The 23,749-nt window shown below is 67.1% G+C and carries 24 protein-coding genes; 12 read left to right on the top strand and 12 right to left on the bottom strand.

The window, feature by feature from the left end:
* Positions 1 to 675 carry a winged helix-turn-helix transcriptional regulator gene (locus tag ACVT6V_RS13230; RefSeq protein WP_489900211.1) on the bottom strand — a complete coding sequence of 225 codons (675 nt, stop codon included), beginning with the start codon at positions 673 to 675 and terminating at the stop codon, positions 1 to 3.
* An 86-nt stretch (positions 676 to 761) separates the two neighbouring features.
* On the opposite strand from ACVT6V_RS13230, the gene ACVT6V_RS13225 reads away from it, so the two are divergent.
* Entirely contained in the window at positions 762 to 1,571 is an 810-nt protein-coding gene (locus tag ACVT6V_RS13225) for a methyltransferase domain-containing protein (RefSeq protein WP_489900210.1), read from the top strand.
* 68 nt (positions 1,572 to 1,639) lie between these two features.
* Positions 1,640 to 1,864, top strand: coding sequence for a hypothetical protein (locus ACVT6V_RS13220; RefSeq protein WP_489900209.1), 225 nt, complete (start codon positions 1,640 to 1,642; stop codon positions 1,862 to 1,864).
* Between the two features lie 7 nt (positions 1,865 to 1,871).
* On the opposite strand, the gene ACVT6V_RS13215 is transcribed toward ACVT6V_RS13220, so the two are convergent.
* Complete coding sequence (locus tag ACVT6V_RS13215; protein ID WP_489900208.1) at positions 1,872 to 2,786, bottom strand: alpha/beta hydrolase; 915 nt, start codon at positions 2,784 to 2,786, stop codon at positions 1,872 to 1,874.
* A 74-nt stretch (positions 2,787 to 2,860) separates the two neighbouring features.
* Between ACVT6V_RS13215 and ACVT6V_RS13210 the strand changes: the two genes are divergently transcribed.
* Positions 2,861 to 4,039 carry an MFS transporter gene (locus tag ACVT6V_RS13210; RefSeq protein WP_489900207.1) on the top strand — a complete coding sequence of 393 codons (1,179 nt, stop codon included), beginning with the start codon at positions 2,861 to 2,863 and terminating at the stop codon, positions 4,037 to 4,039.
* Here ACVT6V_RS13210 and ACVT6V_RS13205 read toward each other — a convergent pair.
* Together ACVT6V_RS13205 and ACVT6V_RS13200 are read right to left on the bottom strand one after the other, a co-directional pair.
* Positions 4,028 to 5,164, bottom strand: coding sequence for a TDT family transporter (locus ACVT6V_RS13205; RefSeq protein WP_489900206.1), 1,137 nt, complete (start codon positions 5,162 to 5,164; stop codon positions 4,028 to 4,030). The genes ACVT6V_RS13210 and ACVT6V_RS13205 overlap by 12 nt on opposite strands.
* 102 nt (positions 5,165 to 5,266) lie before the next feature.
* Positions 5,267 to 5,587, bottom strand: coding sequence for a putative quinol monooxygenase (locus ACVT6V_RS13200; protein ID WP_489900205.1), 321 nt, complete (start codon positions 5,585 to 5,587; stop codon positions 5,267 to 5,269).
* Between the two features lie 162 nt (positions 5,588 to 5,749).
* Between ACVT6V_RS13200 and ACVT6V_RS13195 the strand changes: the two genes are divergently transcribed.
* Positions 5,750 to 7,174 carry an aldehyde dehydrogenase family protein gene (locus tag ACVT6V_RS13195; RefSeq protein WP_489900204.1) on the top strand — a complete coding sequence of 475 codons (1,425 nt, stop codon included), beginning with the start codon at positions 5,750 to 5,752 and terminating at the stop codon, positions 7,172 to 7,174.
* Positions 7,175 to 7,609: 435 nt separating this feature from the next.
* Here ACVT6V_RS13195 and ACVT6V_RS13190 read toward each other — a convergent pair whose 3' ends face one another.
* Together ACVT6V_RS13190 and ACVT6V_RS13185 are read right to left on the bottom strand one after the other, a co-directional pair.
* Complete coding sequence (locus ACVT6V_RS13190) at positions 7,610 to 9,031, bottom strand: carotenoid oxygenase family protein (RefSeq protein WP_489900203.1); 1,422 nt, start codon at positions 9,029 to 9,031, stop codon at positions 7,610 to 7,612.
* Between the two features lie 71 nt (positions 9,032 to 9,102).
* Positions 9,103 to 10,137: a lipase family protein gene (locus ACVT6V_RS13185; protein WP_489900202.1), complete on the bottom strand. Its 1,035-nt coding sequence runs from the start codon at positions 10,135 to 10,137 to the stop codon at positions 9,103 to 9,105.
* Between the two features lie 405 nt (positions 10,138 to 10,542).
* Between ACVT6V_RS13185 and ACVT6V_RS13180 the strand changes: the two genes are divergently transcribed.
* Positions 10,543 to 12,096, top strand: a complete 1,554-nt coding sequence (locus ACVT6V_RS13180; RefSeq protein WP_489900200.1) for an alpha/beta hydrolase — start codon at positions 10,543 to 10,545, stop codon at positions 12,094 to 12,096.
* A gap of 15 nt (positions 12,097 to 12,111) precedes the next feature.
* Here the strand turns inward: ACVT6V_RS13180 and ACVT6V_RS13175 are convergent, their stop codons facing one another.
* Positions 12,112 to 12,945 carry an alpha/beta hydrolase gene (locus ACVT6V_RS13175; RefSeq protein WP_489900802.1) on the bottom strand — a complete coding sequence of 278 codons (834 nt, stop codon included), beginning with the start codon at positions 12,943 to 12,945 and terminating at the stop codon, positions 12,112 to 12,114.
* Between the two features lie 26 nt (positions 12,946 to 12,971).
* Positions 12,972 to 13,376, bottom strand: a complete 405-nt coding sequence (locus tag ACVT6V_RS13170; RefSeq protein WP_489900199.1) for a hypothetical protein — start codon at positions 13,374 to 13,376, stop codon at positions 12,972 to 12,974.
* Between the two features lie 129 nt (positions 13,377 to 13,505).
* On the opposite strand from ACVT6V_RS13170, the gene ACVT6V_RS13165 reads away from it, so the two are divergent.
* Together ACVT6V_RS13165 and ACVT6V_RS13160 are read left to right on the top strand one after the other, a co-directional pair.
* Positions 13,506 to 14,477: a pirin family protein gene (locus ACVT6V_RS13165; protein ID WP_489900198.1), complete on the top strand. Its 972-nt coding sequence runs from the start codon at positions 13,506 to 13,508 to the stop codon at positions 14,475 to 14,477.
* Between the two features lie 26 nt (positions 14,478 to 14,503).
* Entirely contained in the window at positions 14,504 to 14,968 is a 465-nt protein-coding gene (locus ACVT6V_RS13160; RefSeq protein ID WP_489900197.1) for a MarR family winged helix-turn-helix transcriptional regulator, read from the top strand.
* A 361-nt stretch (positions 14,969 to 15,329) separates the two neighbouring features.
* Here ACVT6V_RS13160 and ACVT6V_RS13155 read toward each other — a convergent pair whose 3' ends face one another.
* A complete protein-coding gene (locus ACVT6V_RS13155) occupies positions 15,330 to 16,259 on the bottom strand; it encodes an LLM class F420-dependent oxidoreductase (RefSeq protein ID WP_489900196.1) in 930 nt (309 codons plus the stop codon).
* A gap of 26 nt (positions 16,260 to 16,285) precedes the next feature.
* Positions 16,286 to 17,197 carry a cation diffusion facilitator family transporter gene (locus tag ACVT6V_RS13150; protein WP_489900801.1) on the bottom strand — a complete coding sequence of 304 codons (912 nt, stop codon included), beginning with the start codon at positions 17,195 to 17,197 and terminating at the stop codon, positions 16,286 to 16,288.
* A gap of 181 nt (positions 17,198 to 17,378) precedes the next feature.
* On the opposite strand from ACVT6V_RS13150, the gene ACVT6V_RS13145 reads away from it, so the two are divergent.
* The 4 genes from ACVT6V_RS13145 to ACVT6V_RS13130 are packed head-to-tail and all read left to right on the top strand — an operon-like array spanning position 17,379 to position 20,847.
* On the top strand, positions 17,379 to 18,287 hold the full coding sequence (locus ACVT6V_RS13145; RefSeq protein WP_489900195.1) for an ABC transporter ATP-binding protein: 909 nt from the start codon (positions 17,379 to 17,381) through the stop codon (positions 18,285 to 18,287).
* A gap of 51 nt (positions 18,288 to 18,338) precedes the next feature.
* Positions 18,339 to 19,097 carry an ABC transporter permease gene (locus tag ACVT6V_RS13140; RefSeq protein WP_489900194.1) on the top strand — a complete coding sequence of 253 codons (759 nt, stop codon included), beginning with the start codon at positions 18,339 to 18,341 and terminating at the stop codon, positions 19,095 to 19,097.
* A gap of 20 nt (positions 19,098 to 19,117) precedes the next feature.
* The gene (locus ACVT6V_RS13135; protein WP_489900193.1) at positions 19,118 to 20,236 is read left to right on the top strand and encodes a sensor histidine kinase; all 1,119 of its coding nucleotides are present in this window, start codon (positions 19,118 to 19,120) and stop codon (positions 20,234 to 20,236) included.
* On the top strand, positions 20,233 to 20,847 hold the full coding sequence (locus ACVT6V_RS13130) for a response regulator (protein WP_489900192.1): 615 nt from the start codon (positions 20,233 to 20,235) through the stop codon (positions 20,845 to 20,847). Before ACVT6V_RS13135 ends, ACVT6V_RS13130 begins: the two co-directional genes overlap by 4 nt.
* A gap of 13 nt (positions 20,848 to 20,860) precedes the next feature.
* Here the strand turns inward: ACVT6V_RS13130 and ACVT6V_RS13125 are convergent, their stop codons facing one another.
* Both ACVT6V_RS13125 and ACVT6V_RS13120 read right to left on the bottom strand, forming a co-directional pair.
* On the bottom strand, positions 20,861 to 21,364 hold the full coding sequence (locus tag ACVT6V_RS13125) for a mycothiol transferase (protein ID WP_489900191.1): 504 nt from the start codon (positions 21,362 to 21,364) through the stop codon (positions 20,861 to 20,863).
* Between the two features lie 49 nt (positions 21,365 to 21,413).
* Entirely contained in the window at positions 21,414 to 22,199 is a 786-nt protein-coding gene (locus tag ACVT6V_RS13120) for an alpha/beta hydrolase family protein (protein WP_489900190.1), read from the bottom strand.
* 115 nt (positions 22,200 to 22,314) lie between these two features.
* Here ACVT6V_RS13120 and ACVT6V_RS13115 point away from each other — a divergent pair, with 115 nt between their 5' ends.
* Positions 22,315 to 23,736: a YibE/F family protein gene (locus ACVT6V_RS13115; RefSeq protein WP_489900189.1), complete on the top strand. Its 1,422-nt coding sequence runs from the start codon at positions 22,315 to 22,317 to the stop codon at positions 23,734 to 23,736.
* Positions 23,737 to 23,749: the final 13 nt, after the last annotated feature.

Genomic DNA, 23,749 nt, shown 5'->3' with positions numbered 1-23,749 from the left:
CTACCCGGACCTTGAGAACCGTGGTTCGTGCAGATTCCACGACGGCAGTTTTCGGGCGACCGTGGCGTCACCATGCACCTCGATACGGCCTGTTCGCAGCGCGTGGCGCCACGAGAGCGCACCCCGGTGCCAATCGATGAAGGCCGCCGACTCCGCACGGACGTGCACAGCCGGCTCGCCACCCGGATCCGTGTAGCAGACCTCGGCGGCACCGTTGTCCACCAGAAGCCAGAACCGTTGGTTGCCCCTCGGCTGATCCGGGAAGACGAAGGCGATCACGAGGCGCTCGTCCGGCAGTGCTGCGTGATCGAGTTGAACCTGGCACCAGGCCCACAACGCGAAACCGGGATCAGTGTGCTGGGGGCCGATGTCGACCCATCGCTCACCCCACTCGGACAGGGCCGAGACGACGTCCGACAGGTCCCGGCCCGCCTCGGTGAGTCGGTACAGATTTCCCCTCCCGGCGGGTTTGGGAGTCACGGTGATCACGCCGGCACGTTCCATCTCCTCGAGACGCGTCACCACCATCGAACGCGACATCTGGGGAACGCCTTCGGCGATCGCGGTGAAGGTGTCCGCGCCGAACATGAGGTTACGGACGAGCAGCGGGGTCCACCGCTCCGCCAGGATCTCCGATGCACGTGCGATCGGGCAGTACTGGCCGTAGGTGCGCACACTCTCATTGTCGGTCTGGCCATCGGTGCATGTCGAGTTCGAATTCCGGACTTCCTCTGCAGTGCACTTCCGCCGACGCTTGATACATGATGAGTGAAGCGGACACGGGACAGGTGACGCCAGAGGCGGCAGAGTTGTACGAACAGTTCTTCGTACCCGCCCTTTTCGATCAATGGCCACCGTCACTACTCGATCTCGCCGAGGTCGAGGTCGGTCATGAGGTTCTCGACGTCGCGTGCGGTACAGGCATTCTGACGCGGCACGCGCGATCACGGGTCGGCCCCACGGGCCGCGTGGTGGGGCTGGACGTGAACCCGGGCATGCTGGCCGTCGCCGGTCGCGTCGACCCCGAGATCTCCTGGGTTCCCGGACGTGCCGAGTCACTGCCGATGGCTTCGCACACGTTCGATCGCGTGCTCTGCCAGTTCGGTCTGATGTTCTTCGAGGAGCCGCCCACCGCTGTGACCGAGATGGCGCGCGTGGTCCGACCCGGAGGGCGGGTCTGCGTAGCGACCTGGGCAGGCCTGTCGGAGACCCCCGGTTACGCCGCGATGATCGCCCTGCTCGACGAGCTGTTCGGTGGAGCGCCGGCCGAGGCCCTCACGGCCCCGTTCACCGTCGGTACCACCGATCGGCTCCGCGACATCGTGGCGACCGGATTCGCCGATGTCGAGATCCATCGCCTTCAGGGGCTGGCGAGGTTCTCGTCCATCGATGCATGGGTCACGACCGACGTGCGCGCCTGGACCCTGCGCGACCTGATCGACGATGAGCAGTTCGACGAGCTCCGCCGGCATGCACAGCAGAGGCTTCGGGTCTTCTGCGACGAGTCCGGGGCGGTCACCTTCGCCGCGCCGGCCCTGGTGGCGGTGGCCACGCACCCGCTGACCCACTGACCACACGAGCCGCAGACCGAATCGGCCCTCGGGTCCGACCGCGTCTCCGGGCCTGATCTACTCGTGAGATGACCACCCTCCACCCGACGACGGTTCTGGCGATGGCGGATGCGGATGCCGCCGTCCTCACCCTGGGCATCGCCCTGTACGCCGCGGTCATCCTGGTGGCGATCGGTGTCGGACTGCATGCGGTTCAACACCGGCGTCGCCATCGCGCGATCGTCGCGGCGGTCATCGTCGGCCTACTCGTACTCGCCGGCGTCGTGGTCGCGGTCCTCAGCAGTATCGCCTAGCGCGGCGCTATTTCCGCACGTCGGCGAAGGCCGCGCGCACGGCGTCCGCCTGCATCCGGAAGAACTCCTTGGAGACCGGGGCCTGCGCCTGAACGAGATCGAATCCGTGGAAGGCGCCGTTCACCACCTCCACCGCACAAGCCACCCCGGCGGCCCGCAGTCGCTGCGCATAGGCCAGATCCTCGTCGTGGAACAGATCGAGGTCGCCCACCCCGATCCACGCGGGCGCCACCCCGGTCAGGTCCTCGCACCGCGACGGTGACACCTCGGCCGGGTCCGCATCCCCGAGGTAGGACGCCCACCCGAATCGGTTGGAACTGCTGTTCCACATCCGGAAGCGACTCTCGATGCCCGAACGTCCGTCGGCGCCGGTTCGGTCATCGAGCATCGGGTAGACCAGCAGCTGCAGGACGGGGGCGTCTTCCCCGCGATCACGAATCCGCAGGGCGAGCTGCGCGGCGAGCCCACCTCCCGCGCTCGCGCCACCGATCGCGATCCGTGTGGTGTCGACGCCGGCGAGGCCACGTGCCACGTCGAGGGCTGCATGGCAATCGTCGAGCGCTGCGGGGTAGGGATGCTCCGGTGCCAGCCGATAGTCGACGGACACCACCACGGCGCCGAGGTTCTCACTGAATCGCCGGCACAGCGCGTCATCCTGCGCAGCCGAGCCGATCACATAGCCACCTCCGTGAATCCACACCAGCGCAGGCAACGCACCGGCGACGCCCGCGGGGCGGAAGATGCGCACACCGCCGCCAGAGGACAAGGGACGTACGTCGACGCCTTTCGTTCGCTGCAGCCGCATCATGCCGTTCTGGAGGAACCGGATCACGGGGAGGACCCGCGGCCCCACCAGGCTCCGGGGCAGGAACCGTGCCGAACGCTTGAGATCCGGGTGAAACTCTCGCTGGAGCGTGGTCATCGACGACGCCTCCCTTTCGGAATCGTGGTGGCGGATTTCGTTCGGCAAACATATAACCGGCAGAATCTCGCTCGATGAGCATCCACGAAAACGGCCCGACACGGCTTGCGCTACCAGCGGTCCTCCTGGTGCTGTTCACGACAGGATGGGGCGCCAACCACTTCGCGTCGATGATCCCGGTCCTCAAGTCGGACGAGGGACTGTCGGCGACGGTGCTCGACGGCGCTTTCGGCATCTATGCCCTGGGATTGCTGCCGGGATTGTTCGGCGGCGGGTCACTGTCGGATCGGGTCGGCCGTCGCCCCGTCGTGCTCAGCGGCGCCATGCTGGCCGGAATCGGGAATCTCATGATGGTCGGATGGCACGACCAGGCCGGCATCCTCGTCGGCCGGCTCATCGTGGGCCTCGGTGCCGGTCTGACGATCAGCGCGGGCACGGCATGGGCGGCCGACCTGCGCGGTCGCGCCGGAGCGACACTGGCCGGTGTCGTGCTCACGATCGGATTCGCATTGGGTCCGGTCATCACCGGTCTGCTGGCCGAGTTCGCTCCCCACCGGCTCGCACTCTCGTTCGCGGTCAGCGGGATCGCGTCGATCGTGGTCGCGACCGCGGGGGCGTTTGCAACCCCCGCGGACCCGCCGCACCGCGCCGGCGCTGTGATCGACGACGCCGACGACAGTGGACGCTCGATGGCAGTCGCCCTGTCATGGGCCGTACCGATGGCGTTGTGGGTGTTCGCGCCGGTGACCGTGGCCGTGGTGGTGATGGCGGCGCGGATCAGCGACCGCCACGACGGCGCATGGGTCCCGGGCGTAGCGGCCGCATTGTGCCTCGGCTCCGGGGTGGTGATCCAGTTCGTCGTACGGCGGATTCATGCGGGTCCGGTGTCCGGCGTGGTCGGTGCCGCATTGGCGGCGGTCGGGTTCGTGGTGGCCGCGGCGGCGGGCTCGGATCCCGGCATGCCGTTGTTCGTCCTCGCCGCGATCGTGCTCGGCCTGGCCTACGGTCTGTGCCTGCGCGACGGGCTGATGGATGTGGAGTCGATGACCCCACCGCGACGTCGCGGAGCGGTCACCGGGGTGTTCTACGTCGCCTGCTATCTCGGGTTCGGCCTGCCGGTGCTGCTGACGAGCATCACTCCGACGGTCGGGGTCGTCGCGCCGATGGTCGTCCTTGCTGGGGTGGCCGCCGTTGCGTCGGTGTCGCGTGCGGTGCGCCTGCGCCGCCGCACGGCGGCGGGGTCACGCTGGTAGGAAGACCCGTCCCCGGTATGCCCCGCGCGCGGTGCGGATGGCGACCACGGCCCACGCGGCCACGAGCACCCCGTACAGCACCACGGCGAGATCGCGGATCGGTGTCGCGCCGAGGGCGATGCCCAGCGCGCTGAGGCCGGTCACGCAGGTCCCCACCGGGAAGGTGAAGCTCCACCAGGTCAGCGCAAACGGCAGACCACGACGAATGGTGCGCACCGTGATCGCGGTGGCCAGCGCGAACATCGCGACGCCGAAGCCACCCATGGCGAGTCCGTACACGATGCCGAAGGCCTTCAGGCCCAGCGCGATCGGCGCATCGTCGCCGGTGAAGACGAGGCCTGCCTGCGCACCGAGAAGGTTTGCCGCGGTGATGGACTGACCGATCATGCCGAGGGTGATCCACACCGTCGGGGCCGACCGGGACACCGGCACGCCGCCGTGGATCAGACGCGTGTAGATCATCGTCATGGTCATCAGACCGAGGCCCAGACTCATCCCGAATAGTGCGTAGCAGCAGGCCAGCATGTCCAGGCGAAGGACGCCTCCGGGCAGATGGCCGACCAGTGCCGCGCCCGTCGCCGCCGACACCATCGGCGGCACCACCGGCATCAACCACGCCGGCAGCGCACCGAGTTCGTGTTTGCGCTCCGCCGTCATCATGGCGAACGGCACCCCGACCGCGGTCAACACACCGATGGCGGAGCCCGCCACCCAGAGCACCGCCCCGGCCCAGAGTGCCACCGTCGAGCCGAGCAACGGCGCCCCGAGATGAACGGCACCGGCGCCGACGGTGAGCATCGCCATCGGCACCGCACCGTAGAACTGCGACATCACCGGATCCGCGGCGTAGCGCCGGGCATTCTCGCCGTGCCGCACCCAATGCGTGACGAACCCTGCGCCGATGGTCAGCAACATCACCGACGCGAGGACCCAGATCGTCGTCGCGAACGCGGTCACGACACCGGACTGCACCGGCAGGGTGATCGCGGCATTCGCGACGATGCCGGTGCCCATCACAGCGGCGAACCAATTCGGGGTGAGATGTTCGAACACCTGGCGGGGATGGTCGAGGTCGCCGAGAAGTCGCCGGGTGGTCGTGGCGCGGCGGTCGAGCGTGATGGTCATGTCTCAACTCTGACCGAGCAGGGCCGATCGCGGCAGATGGCTCGACCTTGTGCACCCACAACGCCGCCTTGTGAGCGGGTGCTGATCGTGGGGTGCGGCGGGTCAGTCGACTGCCATCTCCCCCAACTCCGACCAGCCCTCCTGATCGATGCTGAAGTTCACGATGTCCGGGGTCCTCTCGAGGTACTTCGGGAGTTCCTTCGTAGCGGTCTGGAAATGGTCACTGGTGACGTGCGCCTGCGCCGAATCGTCGTCGAAGGCCTCGACGAGCACATACGTGTTGGGGTCCTCGAGACTGCGTGACCACTCGAACCATCGGTTGCCCAGCTCGGCACGCGTGGCCTCGGTGAATTCCGCGACGAGCTCAGGCCAGCTATCCGCGAATTCGGGCTTGACCGGCCATTTTGCGACGATGAAGATCATGAGCCCAGCCTAGTGCGCAGATTCCGCGGCGCAGCCTAATCGCGCGTTAGGGCTTTCCTATATGTGACAACGTAGTTTTTCAGACATGCCGGACACGGAGCGCCTGAACGGGCATAGTGTGGTGTCGACAACACCACCGCGTAGTTACGGAGGCAAGCAAGCATGCGCGAGATCACCAAGTTCTACATCGACGGCACCTGGGTGGAGCCGGCCGAACTGAACATCATCGACGTGATCAACCCGGCCACGGAGAAAGCAGCCGGTCACGTCGCGCTCGGCACCGCCGCCGACGTCGACGCCGCCGTCGATGCCGCACGCAAGGCATTCACCACCTGGAGCCAGACCAGCGTCTCCGACCGCGTCGACGTACTCAACGCCGTCGTCGCCGAATACCAGAAACGGATGGGAGACCTCGCCGCGGCGGTGACCGAGGAGATGGGCGCCCCGAACGGCCTGTCCAATAACGTCCAGGTGCCGATCGGACTGGCCCATCTGATGACCGCGGCTGCCCAGCTGCCCACCTTCAGCTTCAGCGAGGACCGCGGGACCTCGCGGATCGTCAAGGAGCCGATCGGCGTGTGCGGGTTCATCACACCGTGGAACTGGCCGCTGAACCAGGTGATGTGCAAGGTCGCCCCGGCGCTGGCGACCGGCTGCACGATGGTGCTCAAGCCGTCCGAGGTCGCGCCGTTCAGCGCCGCGATCGTCGCCGAGATCTTCGACGCCGCCGGGGTTCCGGCAGGTGTCTTCAACCTGGTCAACGGCGATGGGCCGGGCGTCGGCTCCGCGCTGGCGGCCCACCCCGGCATCGACATGGTGTCGTTCACCGGCAGCACCCGCGCCGGCATCGAGGTCGCCAAGAACGCGGCGCCGACCGTCAAGCGGGTCGCCCAGGAGCTCGGCGGCAAGAGCCCGAACATCATTCTCGACGACGAGGACTTCGCGAAGAACGTCGCCGGCGGCGTGGCCGCGATGATGATGAACTCCGGTCAGTCGTGCAATGCCCCGACCCGCATGCTGGTTCCGGCCGCTCGGATGGACGAGGCGGCCGAGGCCGCGAAGTCGGTGGCCCCCACGCTGACCGTCGGCGACCCGAGCGGGGAGGTCCGGCTGGGCCCGGTGGTCTCCGAACCGCAATTCGAGAAGATCCAGGGTCTGATCAACCGTGGTATCGAGGAGGGCGCGCAGGTGGTGTTCGGCGGTCCCGGCCGTCCCGACGAGCTGCCGACCGGTTACTACGTGCGGCCCACCGTGTTCCGCGACGTCACCAACGACATGGACATCGCCCGCACCGAGATCTTCGGACCGGTGCTGGTGATGATCGGCTACGACACGCTGGACAACGCCATCGAGATCGCCAACGACACCGACTACGGCCTGGCCGGCTACGTCTCCGGCAAGGACATCGACGAGGTCCGCAAGGTGGGCTCTCGAATCCGTGCGGGTTCGATCTCGCTCAACGGCGCCCAGCTCGACCCGGTTGCACCGTTCGGCGGCTACAAGCAGAGCGGTAACGGCCGCGAGTGGGGCGACTACGCGTTCGACGAGTTCCTCGAAGTGAAGTCGCTGCTGGGCTACGAAGCCTGACCACGGCGGGTCTCGATACGCGACTCACTTCGTTCGCTGCTACTCGACCAGCGGTAGGAGGCACCCTCCGCAGGGCGAGACCACCCTCCGCTGATCGAGTAGCCGGCGAGCGGCAGCGAGTCGGCGTATCGAGATCACCCGTGCGGCACCCACCGCTGCTCGAGCGGCAGCAGGGCGAGACCACCTTCCGCTGATCGAGTAGCCGGCGAGCGGCAGCGAGTCGGCGTATCGAGATCACCCGTGCGGCACCCACCGCTGCTCGAGCAGCGGCAGGGCGAGACCACCGACCGCTGATCGAGTAGCCGGCGAGCGGCAGCGAGTCGGCGTATCGAGATCACCCGTGCGGCACCCACCGCTGCTCGAGCGGCAGCAGGGGCGAGACCACCCTCCGCTGATCGAGTAGCCGGCGAGCGGCAGCGAGTCGGCGTATCGAGATCACCCGTGCGGCACCCACACCCCGTGCAGACCGGCGGGCACCCGGATCGGCATGGTGATGGTTGCCAGAGGTCCGGCGGACGGGTCGTCGGCGCTGAGCACATAGAAATACGACGTCATGTCGGTGGGATCGGTTCCGAACGCTCCCCAATAATCGTGTTCACTCCCCGGCATGTAGATCGGCTCGCCGATGGCAACGCCTGGACGCCAACAGGTTTCGCTACCCTTGGCCAGATCGTGGAACCACAGGCTGTCGAGATCGCCGGAGTCGCCGGCGCTCTTGCCGACCGTGGCCACCCGCGAATGTGCCCGCGTGAGTTGCCGGTCGTCGACCCGTGGGAACTCGACGTCGACGCTGCCACCGATGGTCGTGCGCGAAATGGAGCCACGATCGGGATCGAGCACCGCACGCACCAATGACGACGTCGGCGGCTCGGGCAGGTGCGCGAAGCCGCCGGGGTAGGTCCACTCCACATAGTCGACGGTCACGGTTCCGGTGTCGGCGCCATCGGCGTCCTTCGTGTCGAAGGCGTTGGCGAAGTGCCACACCCACATCGGCTCGGAGTCGACCCACCGGATGGCCCCACCGTTGCGGGGGATCAGCGCGATGCGCGTGCCCGACTCCGGCTGCCATTGCAGCAGGGCTCCGCCGCTCATCACCGACGCGAAGTCGAAAGCCAACGGGCACAGAAAGAGCACGACGTAGCGCGATGTCAGCGCCATGTCGTGGATCATCAGGGTCTTGTCCAGACCATCCACCGGGGTCGGCGGCCGGACGGTGCGGCCGTCGGGCCCGATCACCGACCACGTCACATACGGCGCCTCGAAGATGTAGTTGAACAGCACGAGTTCGCCGGTCGTCGGGTCGATCTTGGGATGCGCGGTGCTGCCGACGGCCATCGCGCCGTCGCAGTCGTCGCGGCCGATGGTGCCCAGGTCGGCGGGATCGAGGCGATATGGTTGATCGGCTTCGGCCATGGCGAGCAGTCGACCGCCGTGTTTCACCACGTTGATGTCCGGCAGTTGACGCAACGTCCCGGCCAGGTCGGGACCGACCTCCTCGGCCGAAGGCGTGTATCCGTCGGTGATCCCGGACCAGATCGCGTGCCCGACCTTCTCTTCGGCCAGCACCATGGGGGTGCGGACGAATCGGTTCCGATAGTGCGCTGCGCCGTCGGTGATCTCGAGGCGGTGCACCATCGCGTCGCCGTCGAGTGGATAGACGTAGGAGCCGATCGGATCGAAGCGCGGGTTGGGCCCGTTGCGTAGATAGCTCCCGGCCAGATCCGCGGGTATCTCCCCGACGAACTCGAGATGTGCGAAGTCCACCTCTTGTCGTTGCGGCGCGAAGACACCGGAAAGGTGGGCGTGATGGGCCATGTCGATAGGGCCGGGACGGGATGATGACGGCGCGACGGTCATGGGATCACCTGGGATCGGAGGGCATCGGTCGTCGACAATCGTCCCCCCGCCGGCCGGTTCGCGTCCTCACTTCACGGAGAACTCCGGTCGTCGTGTCGACAGCCACCGGTCGGCTGTCCGGCGAAGCGCTGGTCGAGGAACTGTGCCGCGTCGCGTTGGAACGGTATGAATGCGGCCCCATGAGCGTCACCGCGATACAGCCGGAATCGCGTCGGCACACCCTGTGCGCAGAAGCTCCGGGCCAGGCCTGCGACATCCGCGGTCACCATGACCCCGTCGCCGATTGCGTCCTTCTGTCCGACCGCGAGCATCATGGGCACCCGTGGCCTGCCCACCGTTCCCATGACGTTGCGCGCAACGGCCGATCGCACGGACGGCACCTGGAGGAACCCGTGGTACGGCGGGCGCACCATCTGCGCTTCGGTCAGGCCCGGATAGTCGTTGGCGAAGTCGGCGATGCACTGATCCCGCACCGTGTTCGCCAATCGAAGGCCGTACGGGGACAGGAATGACGGAAGGTCGATTCCGTACGCCCGTTCGTAGGCGACGAGGAGCGCGGGCATCACGCCCGCCCATCCCGTGCTGCCGCTGACGTAGGGCAGGTTGTGCGCGAGATTCACCGGCACCCCACCGGCGGCGGCACCCACCAGTCCGAGTTCGGGCGCGTAGGTCGGAGCCAGCTCGGCCCCGAAGCCGGTGGGCACCGAACCCCCCGAGTACCCGATCATGGCGACCGGCGTGGACGACGGCATCCGCAACACGCGTTCGGCCGCGCGGACACCGTCGAGCGCCAGATATCCCGATTGCCGGCCGATCGTCCACTCCTGCTGTTGGCCCTCGTAATCCGGTACGACCACGGTGTACCCGGCGGCGAGGTATCCGCCGATGGCGGCCTCCTCGAATCGCGCCGACCGGCTCGGGTTGTTGCCGCGGAGTGTGTACGACGGATCGCACTGTGCCCCCAGCGCGTCGTAGGCCATGTGGAACGAGAGAATGCGGCCATTCGATGTGGCGGGCCGCAAGATCGTGGTCACCCCCGCGATCGGGTCTCCCATATCCCCGGTGCTGCGATAGAGGACCTGGGTCGACGTCACCGGAACCGTCACGCCCTCCGCGACGAACTCGGCCGGGCGGGTGCGTAGGACCGCTCCGGGTTTCCGTGAGCTCAGGTCGGGACCGGGCCGGTAGAAGGGGTCCGCAGTCGGCAGCGGTGTCGCCCAACGCCGGGATCGCCGGGCTGCACACTCCGAGCGCGATGAGAACCGCCGCGCCGACCGCCATCAGAATCCGCGCCGGCCCGCCTCGTCGCGCCACAGCAGTCTCCGTTCCGGCCGATTCTCTGCGATCGGTCATGGTGAATCTTCCCATCTCACAGCGATTTCACAGCCAGAACGACGAAGCAGCCGTGTAACGCCCAGCGGTCGTCTCACGACAGAACAATCATCACGGAAGTCCTCCGCGAGGGAGGCGCGTGCGTCGGGGGAAATCACGAGCGTGTCAGGAGCCTGTCCATGCCCAACCCACCGGAATCACCGGATTCGACCTTGCTCACCGATGGGTGGCAGATCACCCCGGACGCGCCGGATTCACCACGTCCCCGCCGCCCTCGCCGAAGCCGACGCCGGCGGCTGGCCGGGATCGGCGTCGTCGTCGCGCTGAGTCTGGGTCTGTTCGGGGTCGGTTCCCTGATCTCCGGCGGCAACCAGGCGTCGGCGCTGACCGGCCATCCCGAAGTCCTGCGTGAGGGCTGCACCTGGGACAGTTCGGGCAACTACGTGCAGAACTGCAAGGTCTGGTCGGCGTCGCAGAACAAGTACGTGATCGTGCAGATCCGCGCTTCCAACGGCAGTGACAACGGCGTCTACCTGCTCGACGGCATGCGCGCCGGCGAGGAACGGTCCGCCTGGACCACCGATGTACAGGCCGCGAAGGTGTACGACGCCGCATCCGACACCACCCTGGTCATGCCCGTCGGTGGCGCGTCGTCGTTCTACACCGACTGGGACGGCGGGGCCGGAGACACGAACACCACCATCAAGGAGGAGACCTTCCTCACCGAGGAACTCCCCGACTATCTGGCCGAGAACTTCGGCGTCAGCAAGAGCAACAACGCGATCATCGGCCTGTCGATGTCCGGCGGACCGGCGGTGACCCTCGCTGAACGGCACCCCGAGCAGTTCAAGGTCGTGCAGGCGATGTCCGGGTACTACCAGACCGACAACCCGCTCGGTGCTCTCGGCGTGTTCGCCAGTCAGACGTTGGTGTCGAACTACACCAACGGCATCGTCAACATGTGGGGCGCGCCGGGCAGTCAGCGCTGGACCGACAACGACCCGTCGAAGAATGTCGACAAGCTGAAGGAGAACGGTCAGGTCCTCATCATCTCGTCAGGCAACGGGTTCCTCACCGCGAGCGAGATGGCGAAGTTGTCGCAGCAGGATCAGATCAGCGCCATGGCTCTGGAGATGCTGTCCGCGGTGTCGACGGTGCTCATGCAACTGCAGGCCGCGCAGAGCGGGGCGTCGGTGATCTCGTTGCCCAACTACGGCGGACACACCTGGGAGAACTGGGGCCGCGGATTGGCCGACGGCAAGGACCACGTGCTGGAAGCACTGCGGAGCAACCCGCCGGTCACCGACAAGGTGACGGTGGTCAGCGCATCCGGTAGTCCCGAGCCCGACGGCGCGGCCAAGGCCACCGCGGCCGCACTGGTCGCCGCCAAGACACCCTCGACGCTCGATCTGGCCGCCATCACCGCGGCGTCGGATACCTCGTCGCCGTCGTCGGAGACGGCGAACAGCACAGATCCCGAGTCGAGCGCCTCATCGGCGGTTCCGTCGGCCGGTGAAACGGCGGTATCGGGCGAGGCCCCGTCCTCCCCGGCCGACGACACCGTCGTTGCCACGGCACCCGATACACCGGACACCGACACCGGCTCGCCGTCCGCGCCGGACACCTCCGCGGCTCCCACGACCTCGGTGGCCGGCACCGAGGAATCGGTCAGCCCGATCGCCGAGCCGCCGGCGGCGGAGTCGACGACACCGACCACCACACCGGCCCGCTGAACCCGACGCTCGGACTCACGCGGGCGTGTGCTTGGTCAGCCAGCCCAGCACGTCGCCGATCACACGGTCCTGCTCCGGCTCGTTGAAGATCTCGTGGTAGAGGCCGTCGTAGATCGTCAGGGTCTTGTCGTCCGATGCCGCGAGTCGGTCGACCATCTCGCTGCCGGCCGGACTGGTCAGTTTGTCGTCGCCGCCGTGTAGCACGAGCAGCGGCAGGCGCAGTGTCGGCAGTCGACGGGGGAAGGACTGCATCGTGCTCAGCATCGCCGCACCCAGGTCTGCCGGGATCTTGCTACGGATCACCAGAGGGTCGGCGTCATAGTCGGCGACGACCTTCGGGTCGCGCGAGATGCTGGCCGCGTCGAGTGCCGTGGTCGGCAGACCGGGCGCGACACGCGCCAACAGCGGCGCCAGTTTCATCGCAATGGGCGAGAGGTCGTCGCCTGGGACCACCGCGGCACCGGAGAGCACCAGACCGGTCAGTCGGTCCTGGTGGTCGAGGGCATAGTCCAGTGCGATGCAGCCCCCCATGCTGTGCCCGATCAGGAAGGTCGGCGTGTCATCGAGTCGGGCCTCGCCGACGACCGTGTCGAGATCGTCGGTGAATTGCGAGAACCGTTGCAGACGAAGACGTTTCCCACCGGAGCGGCCATGCCCGAGATGATCGGGGACGGCAACCTGGTAGCCGGCATCGACCAGTTTGGCGACGACGTGGCGGTAACGTCGGCCATGTTCCCCGAGCCCGTGTGCGATGACCACCGACCCGCGAACATCGCCTTCGGGTCGGCTCAGGTCGTAGGTGATCGTCTCCCCGTGGGGACCACGAAATGTGCGTTCTTCCACTGACATGTTGGTCATCGTCGTCCTTCGTGTCGTCAGCTGATGAGTCCGAGGCGGGAGGCGACGCTGCGCCCGGCGGATTCGATCGCCCCGAGTGGCCGCATCGCGACCTCGCCGATCCCGACGAGGGCTTCCACCCGACTGACCACCCGCTCCATCCGGTCGACGACGTCTGCCATGACGACAACTGTCGAGTCGACCTTGTCCAAGGTGCCCGACAGCCGCGTCAACGTCGCATCCATGTTGTCGATGGCACCGTCGAGACCGCCGATTGTCTTGTTCATGTCGACGAGGACATCGCCGAGATCGGACAGGATGCCCTCGACCTGGTCAACGGTCATGTCGGCGTTGAGTGCCGCCTGCGCGAGTTTCTTGAAGCGTTGTCGTTCCCCGGGCCGAGCCTCGTCGGTTCCACGGTTTCCGATCCCTTTGTCGGCCATGGTCTGGATTATTCATGGTCGAGGCGTGGGGCGAGCGCGAACGGACCGACGATGACGCGGGAATACCCGCGCTGCGGACCCTGTTGAGGCACACATAGCTCAAAATTGAGCTACTGAGAGGAGCCCGCCATGCCCGCAGTCACCGCCGACACCTTGACCCTGCCCCGGGTGCGCAGCGCGTCACCCGAGGCGACCGAACGGCCGGTGAAGTCCGTGACCACCGGCCCCCGCGGATACGAGGGTGAAGGGTTTCCCGTCGTCCGGGCGTTCGCCGGCGTGTCCAGCGCCGACCTCGACCCCTTTGTGCACATGGACCAGATGGGTGAGGTCGACTACCAGCCCGGCGAGCCGAGGGGCACGTCGTGGCACCCGCACCGCGGATTCGAGACCGTGACCTACATGATCGACGGCCGCTTCCAGCATCAGGACTCGACCGGTGGTGGCGGTCTGATCGAGAACGGCGCCACCCAGTGGATGACGGCGGGCGCCGGCATCCTGCACATCGAGACCCCGCCCGCGGAACTCGTGGAGTCCGGTGGTCTGTTCCACGGCATCCAACTCTGGGTCAACCTGCCCGCCGCCGACAAGTTCCTGGCACCCAAGTACCAGAACCTGGAGGGCGGACAAGCCGGGCTGATCACCACCGAGGACGGCGGTGCACTGATCCGTATCGTCGCCGGCGACATCGACGGGCACACCGGCCCCGGGTCGACCCACACGCCGATCACCTTCGCCCACGCCACCGTCGCACCCGGCGCACGGATGTCGATCCCGTGGCGGCAGGACTTCAACGCACTCGTCTACGTCCTGTCGGGACGTGGCACGGTGGGCGCCGAGGCGCGACCGGTCCAGCAGGGACAACTCGTGGTATTCGGTTCCGGCGACCGGATCACGGTGACCGCCGATCCAGGACAGGACTCGAATCGCCCGGCGCTGGAATTGCTCGTCCTGGGTGGTCGGCCGATCCGCGAACCGGTCGTCCAGTACGGACCGTTCGTGATGAACACCCGTCAGCAACTCATCGAGGCCATGGAGGATTTCCAGGCGGGTCGCCTCGGCGTGATCCCGCCGGACGCGCTGATGCCGCACACCTCGCGGTGAGTACCGAACGAGCACAACGGAGTTCGATGCGCGTGGATGCGCGACGTGATGCCTGGCAGGTGTTCATCGAGACCAGCGCTCGCCTTCAGAACATCCTCGATGAGGATCTGAAGGCGAGCGCCGGCATGTCGCTGGCCGACTACCAGGTACTCCTGCTCCTGTACAACGCCCCCGGGCGACGGCTCCGCATGCGCGATCTGTCGGAGCGGCTGGTGTTCTCGACGTCACGGCTGTCCTATCAGATCGACACATTGGTGCGCCGTGGCTGGCTGTGCCGCGAACGTGCCGACGAGGACCGCCGCGGCAGCTACGCCGTGCTCACCGCGGTCGGCGTCGACGTGTTCCGCTCCGCCGCGAGGGATCACGCGCGCTGCGTCCGGGCGCTGTTCATCGATGTGCTGTCCGAATCCGACGGCGCCGCGCTGTACGACATCATGACGCGACTGTCCGAGCACGTGCTCGAGGCGGGCATCGCGGCGCCGGGTTCCTGATCGGAATTGTGGTCGCCGATACGCAATGCCAATCGATCGCTGAGGGCCTGCGCGGACGGCCCCACCCGCCCCCTGAGCTGAGAAGCCTGCGCGGATGACCCCACCCGCCCCCTGAGGAGGTCCGAAGCGCTAGCGAAGGACCGTCACGAAGGGCCCTTCGTGACGCTCGCACGCTCGCTCCTCAGGGACCGCACTGGTGACGCTCGCACACTCGCTCCTCAGGGACCGCATTGGTAACGCTCGCACGCTCGCTCCTCAGGGACCGCACTGGTGACGCTCGCACGCTCGCTCCTCAGGGACCGCATTCGTGACGCTCGCACGCTCGTTCCCCCGTGACTCTCGCTCCCATCCGCGAGAAAATTCACGACAGCTGCGGGGCAACCTCTTTCGCGACCACGTCGAGGTGGTCGAGGTCGGCCAGATCCAACGTCTGCAGGTAGACGCGGCTCACGCCGATCTCGCGGTACTGCTCGATCTTCGCGACGACCTCGTCGGGTGTGCCGGCCGCGCCGTTCTCGCGCAGCTCGTCGACGTCACGACCGATCGACTCTGCGCGGCGGGCGAGTTCACTCTCGGTTCGTCCGCAGCACAACACGAGTGCCGCCGAGAACGTCATCGTCTCAGGTCGCCGTCCGGTCTTCGCGCAGGCCGCCCGGACGCGGCCGATCTGATCGGCGGCAACGTCGACGGGAACGAATGCGGAGTTGAACTCGTCGGCGAACCGTGCCGCCAACGCCGGAGTGCGCTTCTTGCCGCCCCCGCCGATGATGATCGGTGGCCGTGGCGATTGGGTCGGCTTCGGCAATGCCGGCGAGTTGACGATCCGGTAGTGGGCCCCCTGGTGATCGAACTGCCGGCCTTCCGGCGTTCCCCAGAGTCCGGTGACGATCTCCAGCGTTTCCTCGAGGCGGTCGAACCGTTCTCCGAGCGGCGGGAACGGGATGCCGTACGCCTCATGTTCGGCATCGAACCACCCCGCGCCGAGACCGAGCTCTACACGCCCCCCACTCATCTGGTCGACCTGCGCCACCGAGATCGCCAGCGGACCCGGGAAACGGAACGTCGCCGACGTCACCAGGGTGCCGAGCCGGATCCGCGACGTCTCGCGGGCGAGTCCCGCGAGGGCCACCCACGAGTCGGTCGGTCCGGGGCGGCCGTCGGCATTCATGGCGAGGTAGTGATCAGACCGGAAAAACGCGTCGAAGCCGAGGTCCTCGGTGGCCTTCGCGACGCGGAGCAGATCGTCGTAGGTCGCGCCTTGCTGGGGTTCGGTGAAGATTCGTAGATCCACTCCCGCCAACCTACGCCACCCCGGTCTCACAGCCGCAGCGACGGTTCGTCCGCGGTGGACAACGTGAGTACCGCCTCGACGATCGAATCGTGTTGCTCCAGCTGACTCTCCAGACGTCGAAGACGGACCGCCAGATCGTGCTCGGCGAGATCACCGACGATGTCGACAGCCGCCACGAGATAGTACTGCGTCGGACCGACGTACTCGACGTGCAGGTAGGTGATCCGTTCGATGTCCGGGTGATCGAGGATGCGCCGCAAAATGGCCTGCCGGGTCCGCGGCATCGCCGACTGGCCGAGCAGGAACTCTCCGTTCCGCTTGATCAGGAAGATCGCGATGAACCCGAGCAGAATGCCCACGAGGATCGACCCCATCGCATCCCAGACCGCCGAACCCGTGATCTCGTGCAGCGCCATGCCCAGTGCCGCGATGGCGAGGCCGGTCAGCGCCGCCGCATCCTCGGCGAACACCGCACGCAGCGTGGTGTTGGAGGTTCGATCGACGAACCGGAGCGGATGCATGGACAGGCGCCGGCCGCCCGCGTTGGCCTGCCGGATAGATTGGATGAACGAAATAGACTCCAGCACAGCAGATACCGCGAGAACCACGTAGCCGACGAGATAGTTGGCGTCCGGCTCCGGCTCGGTCAGCGCGGTGATACCGTGCATCACCGACACGGCGGCCCCGACGGAGAACAATCCGAATGCCGCGAACATCGACCAGATGTAGGTTTCGCGACCGTAGCCGAACGGATGGCGACGATCACGGCCGCGCGAGCCGCGACGTTCGGCGATGAGAAGAAACACCTCGTTGCCCGCGTCCGCCCAGGAATGCGCGGATTCGGCCACCATCGACGCCGATCCGGTGATGGCGGCGGCAATCGTCTTGGCCACTGCGACGAGGACGTTCATGGCGAACGCGATGACGACGGTCAGCATCGAGTCATTCGATGTGGCCGACTCGGAGTCCACCGGTGACCCGGCTGCCACCGATGATTCGGTGTCACGATCGCTCATCTCCCGATCGTCTCACGGTGACGACACCACCATGACATCCGTCATGGCGGATCGATGACATCTCCTCCGGGTTCGCCGGTCGATGTCCGCGCATCGTGGACACATGACATCGATCGCTGTTCGCGCACATGATCTCACCAAGACGTTTCGGGGTCCCGGCCACAGGGCCGTGGCCGCGGTGAACCGGCTCGACCTCACGCTCGCCCCGGGAGAGGTGGTCGCCTTCCTCGGACCCAACGGCGCCGGCAAGACCACGACCCTCGACATGATCCTGGGGATGTCGACGCCGGACAGCGGCACCATCGAGGTGTTCGGGATGGCCCCACAGCGAGCCGCTCGTTCGGGCCGCATCGCTGCGGTGATGCAGACCGGCGGCCTCCAACCCGACTTCACGGTCGAGGAAACGGTTCGGATCGTCGCTGCGCTGCACGGCCGCGACGCGGATGTCGACTCCGTGATGGCCCGCGCCGAACTGAGTCACCTCGCCGGGCGCATCGTCTCCCGATGCTCCGGCGGTGAGCAGCAGCGTCTCAAGTTCGCCCTGGCGCTGCTCCCCGACCCGGACCTCATCGTCCTCGACGAACCCACGGCCGGGATGGACGTCGAGTCACGCCGCGCGTTCTGGGCGACGATGCGGGCCGATGCCATGGGCGGCCGGACCGTCTTGTTCGCCACCCACTACCTCGAGGAGGCGGACGCGTTCGCCGACCGCATCGTGATGATCTCGGGTGGTCGGGTCGTCGCCGACGGGACCATCGGAGACATCCGGACGCGGGCCGGCGGTCGCGTGGTGTCGGCGGTCCTGGGCGACGACGATCTGTGCCGGGCCCTACGATCCGCACCGACCACCGTCGAGCTCGAGAAGCGCGGTGGACGGGTCTTTCTCGGCACCGACGACTCCGACGCACTCGCGCGATTCCTGCTGACCCACACCGCAGCCCGGGAGGTGGAGATCAGTACCCACAACCTCGAGGACGCCTTCCTCGCGCTCACCGCCCACGACGCCGCCTGACACCCGCGCTCGACCATCGATCTCGACCACGACCACGAAACGGAATCCACGATGACCACGGTTCTCTCCCCCACCTATTACGCGCTCGACGTCCGTCGGGTACTGCGCAACCGTCGCGCGATGATCTTCACGATCGCGGTACCCGCCCTGCTCTACCTCGTGTTCGGCGCGACGCAGGGCCATCGCGGCGACACGATCGGCTCGGGCGACGTGGCGTTCTACGTACTGGTCGGCATGGCCGTCTACGGAGCGATCCTCGCTGCCGCCACCAACGCGGCAGCAGTGTCCCTCGAGCAACAGAGTGGCTGGACACGCACCCTGCGCATGACACCGCTGAGGCCGCGCGGCTACGTCGCGACAAAGGTCGCCGTGGCCTTGACGATGGCAGCACTGCCCATCGTCGTACTGGCGATCGTCGGTCTGCTGTCCGGCGCGTCAGCGCCCACCGGCGTGTGGATCGGGTGCCTTGTCCTCGGCTGGATCGGTGCCGCCGTGTTCGCCGCGGTCGGGTTGACCGTCGGCAGCGCACTGAAGTCGGATGGGGCCATGCAGGCGCTGGGCGGCGTTCTGGCGCTGCTGGCCTTCGCCGGCAACGTGTTCGTGCCACTGCAGGGCACCATGCTGACCGTCTCCGAGTTCACCCCGATGTTCGGGGTCGTGTCCCTGGCGCGGTACCCGCTGACCCATGGGGTCACCGTCTACGGCGAAACGGTCCCGCTGGTGGTGTCCCTGATCAACATCGCCGTCTGGGGAACGATCTTCGCCGTGACGGCAGGCGTCTTCTACAGTCGCAGTACGGCCCGACGGTGAGCGAGGGAGGTGACGAGTCGATGTCCTACCCGCGCGGATGGTGGGCACCCTGGCGTGATCTGCGCTGGGCATTCGCCGCCGTCTGGCTGATCTTCCTCATCTATCCGTTCGTCGCGGTCGCCACGGGCAGCTTGGCGTCGACGCAGAGGGCGTTCGGGTACGTCCTCATCGCCGCGTTCGCGGTTGTCTACGTCCTGGCCTGCGTCTATCTCATGATGGGGCGCGGCGACCACGTGGCACTGCGTTACCGACTGGGAGCATTCGCCGTCCTGACGGCCATCGGGGCCGGTCTCATACCGGTCATCGGTGGCGAAGCGTTCGGTGTGACACCGTTCCTGATGGCGTTCGCGGTCTTCGCTCTGCCCGCCACCTACGCCGTCGTCACCGTCATCACGTTGATCGTCGCAGCGTTGCTCATCGGTGAATGGCTACCGGCCCACGCGGTCGATCCCGGCACCATCGTCGTGATGATCGCGGTCGGGGCGACGATGCTGGGTATACGCACCCTTCGAGCCCGCGAGATGGAACGCGACGCGGCCGAGGAACGGCAGCACGAACTCAACCGGCAGCTCTCGGTGGTGGCCGAGCGCGAGCGGGTCGCACGCGATGTCCATGACATCCTCGGCCATTCGCTGACCGTCATCACTGTCAAGTCCGAACTCGCCCAACGCTTGATCGACATCGACCCGGATCGCGCGAAACGCGAACTGGCCGAGCTGAACAGCTTGTCGCGACACGCACTCGACGAGGTGCGTGCCACCGTCGGCAATCTGCGCTCGCCGGATCTGGCCACGACGCTGCCCGCAGTCCGCAGCGCGCTCGACGCCGCGGGGATCAGCGCGTCGGTGCCGACCGCGAGCACCGCCGACCCCGCTGTCGACGTGCTGTTCGCGTGGGTGTTGCGTGAGGCGGTGACCAATGTCGTCCGTCATTCCGCGGCAACCGAGTGCACAATCACCCTGGGCGACAACGCCATCGAGATCCATGACAACGGTAAGGGCATGAACGGCCAGGGTGCCGGGCGCACCGCGTTCGGCAACGGCCTGCGGGGGCTGGCCGAACGGGTCGAGGATGCCGGGGGCACCTTCATCGTCGACTCCACCCTCGGCGGCACCACGGTCCGGGCGGTGATGCGGTGACCGAGACCATCCGGCTGCTCCTCGCCGATGACCAGGCACTGGTCCGCGGAGCGCTCGCAGCACTGTTGGAACTGGAAACGGATCTCGAGGTCGTCGCACAGGTCGGACGTGGCGACGAGGTCGTCGGGGCGGCACGTGAGAGCAACGCCGACGTCTGTCTGTTGGACATCGAGATGCCGGGAATGGACGGAATCGAGGTCGCCGCCGCGCTGCGCGCCGAACTCGCCGACGTGCGAAGCCTGATCGTCACGACCTTCGGGCGCCCCGGCTATCTCCGTCGCGCGATCGATGCGGGGGCATCCGGGTTCGTGGTCAAGGACACGCCGGCCTCACAGCTGGCCGACGCGGTCCGTCGTGTCCGGCAGGGCCTGCGGGTGATCGACCCGATGCTGGCAACCGAGAGCCTGACCAGCGGCGAGAACCCGTTGACGCCCCGCGAGACCGAGGTGCTGCGGGTCGCACTGACCGGCGCGACAGTCGCCACCATCGCCGCCCGGGTCCACCTGTCCCAGGGCACCGTGCGCAATCACCTCTCGTCGGCCATCGGCAAGACCGGGACCAGCACCCGCGCCGAGGCCGCGATGGTCGCACGCGAACGAGGGTGGATCTGAGTTCGGGTGTGTGTCAGCTCAACAGGCCGCGAACATAGGCGGCCTGGCCCACGTGCTGGGCGTCGTCGTCGAGGACGCTCACCAAGCGGACGCCGAGCGTCACCGGCGGATCCCAGTTCTCGTCGATCACCCGGTCCAGATCGCCGTCGGACAAGCCACCGAGGTACTCGAGCGTGACCGCGTGAGCGGCGTCGTAGTAGTCGGCGAGCAGGGCCGGGTCGGTGACGACCACGAGGGCCACTTCCTCCGCCGACTGGCCGTATCCGGAGGTGGATGACGGAAACGGCAGGTCGAAGCGCCCGTAGTACCCGGACGACGTCCAGATCTCCTCGGTGCCGGCGACGTCGGCGACGTGCGAATCCTGCACCCGGGTGAGGTGCCAGATCAGCCAGGCGATGCTGTTGGCCTTCGGGCTGGGCCGATAGGTGAGTTGATCGGCCGTGACGCCGTCGAGGACCGCGTGCACATTCTCCGACACCCGACCGAAGCCGTCGATCAATACGTCGATGGATCGCATATCTCCACTTGTACTCCGATCTGCCCGCGCGGACAGCGGGTTTGGACTCCTACATGTACCGAGCGACCGCCGACGCGGCCAACGCAATCGCGTTGACCCGGCCGGAGCTGTTGTACCACTGGGCTTTTCCGTAAGCCGTTGTATGCTGGCCGTCGAACAGGTAGCCATGCAGCCAGGCCGGCGCCTCGGCATACGCCTGCCAGAACGCGGGCTCGAACCAGTGGGCCTGTACCTGCGTGGCCTGTTGCCCGTCGAGTTGGGCGAGCATGTCGTTGAACCAGGCCACGGCACCCTGTTGGGTCACCGAGAACTCGCGGATCTTGTCCGCGAACACCCGCCACGGCGAGTTGGCCGGCGCCGAGGTGATCCCGTCGACCGGGTTGGCGATCTCGTAGACGGCGATCCCGGTCGGCCATGGTCGGTGTTGGCCATCGAGGCCGAACCCGAAGGACGGGAGACCGTAGGAGTAGCCCGCGCGTCGGCTCGGGTTCGCGATGTTGACCACCGCGAGCACCTCACAGTCGCCGAATGCACCGTTGGCCTTGGCAACCAGGAAGTCCGAGACCACCAGTGCGCCCAGGCTGTAACCGGACAGCACCGCCAGGTGCGGCGTGCGGCGAATCGCGGCGGCCAGGTTGACGACACCCTGGCGACGCGACTCCGCCTCCGAAACACCGGAGATGTCACCGTAGGGGTTGAAGCAGGCAATGGACGCCGGATAGTCGAGGTCGTCGTGGATCACACGATCACCGAGCAGTCCGGCCACCTGGTTGAGCATGTTGCCGGGGCGTCCGGGATGTTCGGCGGTGCCACACACCGTGATGTAGGCGATCACAATGTCCGATCCAATTCTGTGTCGGTCCCCGACCTCACCCTCGAACTCGAGGGTAGAGCAGTCATTGTCGTCACACATCGGAATCGTCGGTGCATCGACCACATAGGCTCACGGCGTGAGCCAACCGAATGACAAACGGCAGCGCGGATATTCCCACGGCGGACATTCCCACGGCGGACATTCCCACAACCTGTCCGAGATCCCCGCGGTCCTGTCGCCCTTCGCGCGATGGATCGTGATCGTGAGCCTCACCGTCATCGGCGTCGGGGTCGCCGTCGGCGCCGTGGTGTTGTGGCCTTCGGGTGGCGAGCACGCGATTCCGATGCAGTTCCGGTCCGCCGACGGCGGTTCGATCCGCACCGTCGACGGACAGGTGGTCGAGCAGGTGCGTGCAGATTGTCTGAATCCCTTGGCCGGAACCGTGCAGGACGGCGCCGGGTTCCAGATCGAAGGGGTGGCCGAGGACGGTCCGTGCATCCAGAGCACCGTGCGGTTGGGCAGTGGGCAGGACAAGGGCAGGCACACGTTGTTGGAGGTGCCGACCAACCGTGCGCAGTCTGGCACCGAACCCGGTGGCTCGCCCCCACCGCAGGAGTCACTCGACCAGCCACAGGCCGGCCAGCCGACATTGCATGTCGGCGACCGGATCAAGCTCGGTGTCGTGCCGGGACCGGACGGGAACCCGCGGTACACGTTCTTCGACTTCCAGCGAACGGTCCCGACCATGATCTGGGCGTTGCTGTTCATCGCAGCCGTCGTTCTCGTCGCCGCGTGGCGCGGCTTCCGGTCGATCATCGGCCTGGCGTTCGCGTTCCTCGTGCTGGGCGTGTTCACGCTGCCGGCCATCCTGGACGGCGAGTCGCCGGTCGCCGTTGCCGTGGTGTCGTCGGCCGCCATCCTCTTCGTCGTCCTCTATCTGGCCCATGGCGTGAGTCTGCGCACCAGTTCGGCTTTGTTGGGCACGTTGATGTCGTTGCTGCTGGCCGGGTTGTTGAGCTGGTTGGCGATCGACACCATGCACCTCACCGGCCTGTCGGGTGATCAGACCACCAATCTGCAGGTGTACCAGGGCAGTATCTCGATCAGCGGCCTCCTGCTCGCCGGCTTCATCATCGGCACCCTCGGCGTGCTGAACGATGTGACCATCACACAGGCGTCGGCAGCCTTCGAACTGGCGGCCGCCGGGGAACCCACCCGGCTGGCGACATTTCGCGCCGCGATGCGCGTCGGCCGCGACCACATCGCCAGTACCGTGTACACGCTCGTGTTCGCCTATGCCGGCAGCGCGCTACCGCTCCTGCTGCTCTTCTCGGTGGCACAGCAGCCGTTCGGCAACCTGATCACCACCGACGCCGTGGCCGTCGAACTCGCGCGGTCCTTCGTCGGTGGCATCGCAATTGCACTGTCGGTGCCGTTGACCACCGTGATCGCGGCTGCGCTCGCGACGCCGAGCGGGGCACGCACGGCTGTGTCGTCGCCGTCGCCCGCACCGTCGAGGGAGCCTCGGGTGGGGCGCCACTCGAGGGGAGACGACTGACCTCTCGACACTG

It is taken from the genome of Gordonia sp. LMA167 (assembly GCF_058130025.1).
The sequence above is the reverse complement of the archived record's forward strand: the minus strand, read 5'-3'. Positions and strand labels throughout refer to the sequence as shown.

Excerpts from the sequence above, each read along its gene's own strand:
- ACVT6V_RS13225 (WP_489900210.1), top strand. The coding sequence starts at position 762 with ATGATGAGTGAAGCGGACACGGGACAGGTGACGCCAGAGGCGGCAGAG.
- ACVT6V_RS13220 (WP_489900209.1), top strand. The coding sequence starts at position 1,640 with ATGACCACCCTCCACCCGACGACGGTTCTGGCGATGGCGGATGCGGAT.
- ACVT6V_RS13215 (WP_489900208.1), bottom strand. The coding sequence starts at position 2,786 with ATGACCACGCTCCAGCGAGAGTTTCACCCGGATCTCAAGCGTTCGGCA.
- ACVT6V_RS13210 (WP_489900207.1), top strand. The coding sequence starts at position 2,861 with ATGAGCATCCACGAAAACGGCCCGACACGGCTTGCGCTACCAGCGGTC.
- ACVT6V_RS13205 (WP_489900206.1), bottom strand. The coding sequence starts at position 5,164 with ATGACCATCACGCTCGACCGCCGCGCCACGACCACCCGGCGACTTCTC.
- ACVT6V_RS13200 (WP_489900205.1), bottom strand. The coding sequence starts at position 5,587 with ATGATCTTCATCGTCGCAAAATGGCCGGTCAAGCCCGAATTCGCGGAT.
- ACVT6V_RS13195 (WP_489900204.1), top strand. The coding sequence starts at position 5,750 with ATGCGCGAGATCACCAAGTTCTACATCGACGGCACCTGGGTGGAGCCG.
- ACVT6V_RS13190 (WP_489900203.1), bottom strand. The coding sequence starts at position 9,031 with ATGACCGTCGCGCCGTCATCATCCCGTCCCGGCCCTATCGACATGGCC.
- ACVT6V_RS13180 (WP_489900200.1), top strand. The coding sequence starts at position 10,543 with ATGCCCAACCCACCGGAATCACCGGATTCGACCTTGCTCACCGATGGG.
- ACVT6V_RS13175 (WP_489900802.1), bottom strand. The coding sequence starts at position 12,945 with ATGTCAGTGGAAGAACGCACATTTCGTGGTCCCCACGGGGAGACGATC.
- ACVT6V_RS13170 (WP_489900199.1), bottom strand. The coding sequence starts at position 13,376 with ATGGCCGACAAAGGGATCGGAAACCGTGGAACCGACGAGGCTCGGCCC.
- ACVT6V_RS13165 (WP_489900198.1), top strand. The coding sequence starts at position 13,506 with ATGCCCGCAGTCACCGCCGACACCTTGACCCTGCCCCGGGTGCGCAGC.
- ACVT6V_RS13160 (WP_489900197.1), top strand. The coding sequence starts at position 14,504 with ATGCGCGTGGATGCGCGACGTGATGCCTGGCAGGTGTTCATCGAGACC.
- ACVT6V_RS13150 (WP_489900801.1), bottom strand. The coding sequence starts at position 17,197 with ATGCTGACCGTCGTCATCGCGTTCGCCATGAACGTCCTCGTCGCAGTG.
- ACVT6V_RS13145 (WP_489900195.1), top strand. The coding sequence starts at position 17,379 with ATGACATCGATCGCTGTTCGCGCACATGATCTCACCAAGACGTTTCGG.
- ACVT6V_RS13140 (WP_489900194.1), top strand. The coding sequence starts at position 18,339 with ATGACCACGGTTCTCTCCCCCACCTATTACGCGCTCGACGTCCGTCGG.
- ACVT6V_RS13135 (WP_489900193.1), top strand. The coding sequence starts at position 19,118 with ATGTCCTACCCGCGCGGATGGTGGGCACCCTGGCGTGATCTGCGCTGG.
- ACVT6V_RS13125 (WP_489900191.1), bottom strand. The coding sequence starts at position 21,364 with ATGCGATCCATCGACGTATTGATCGACGGCTTCGGTCGGGTGTCGGAG.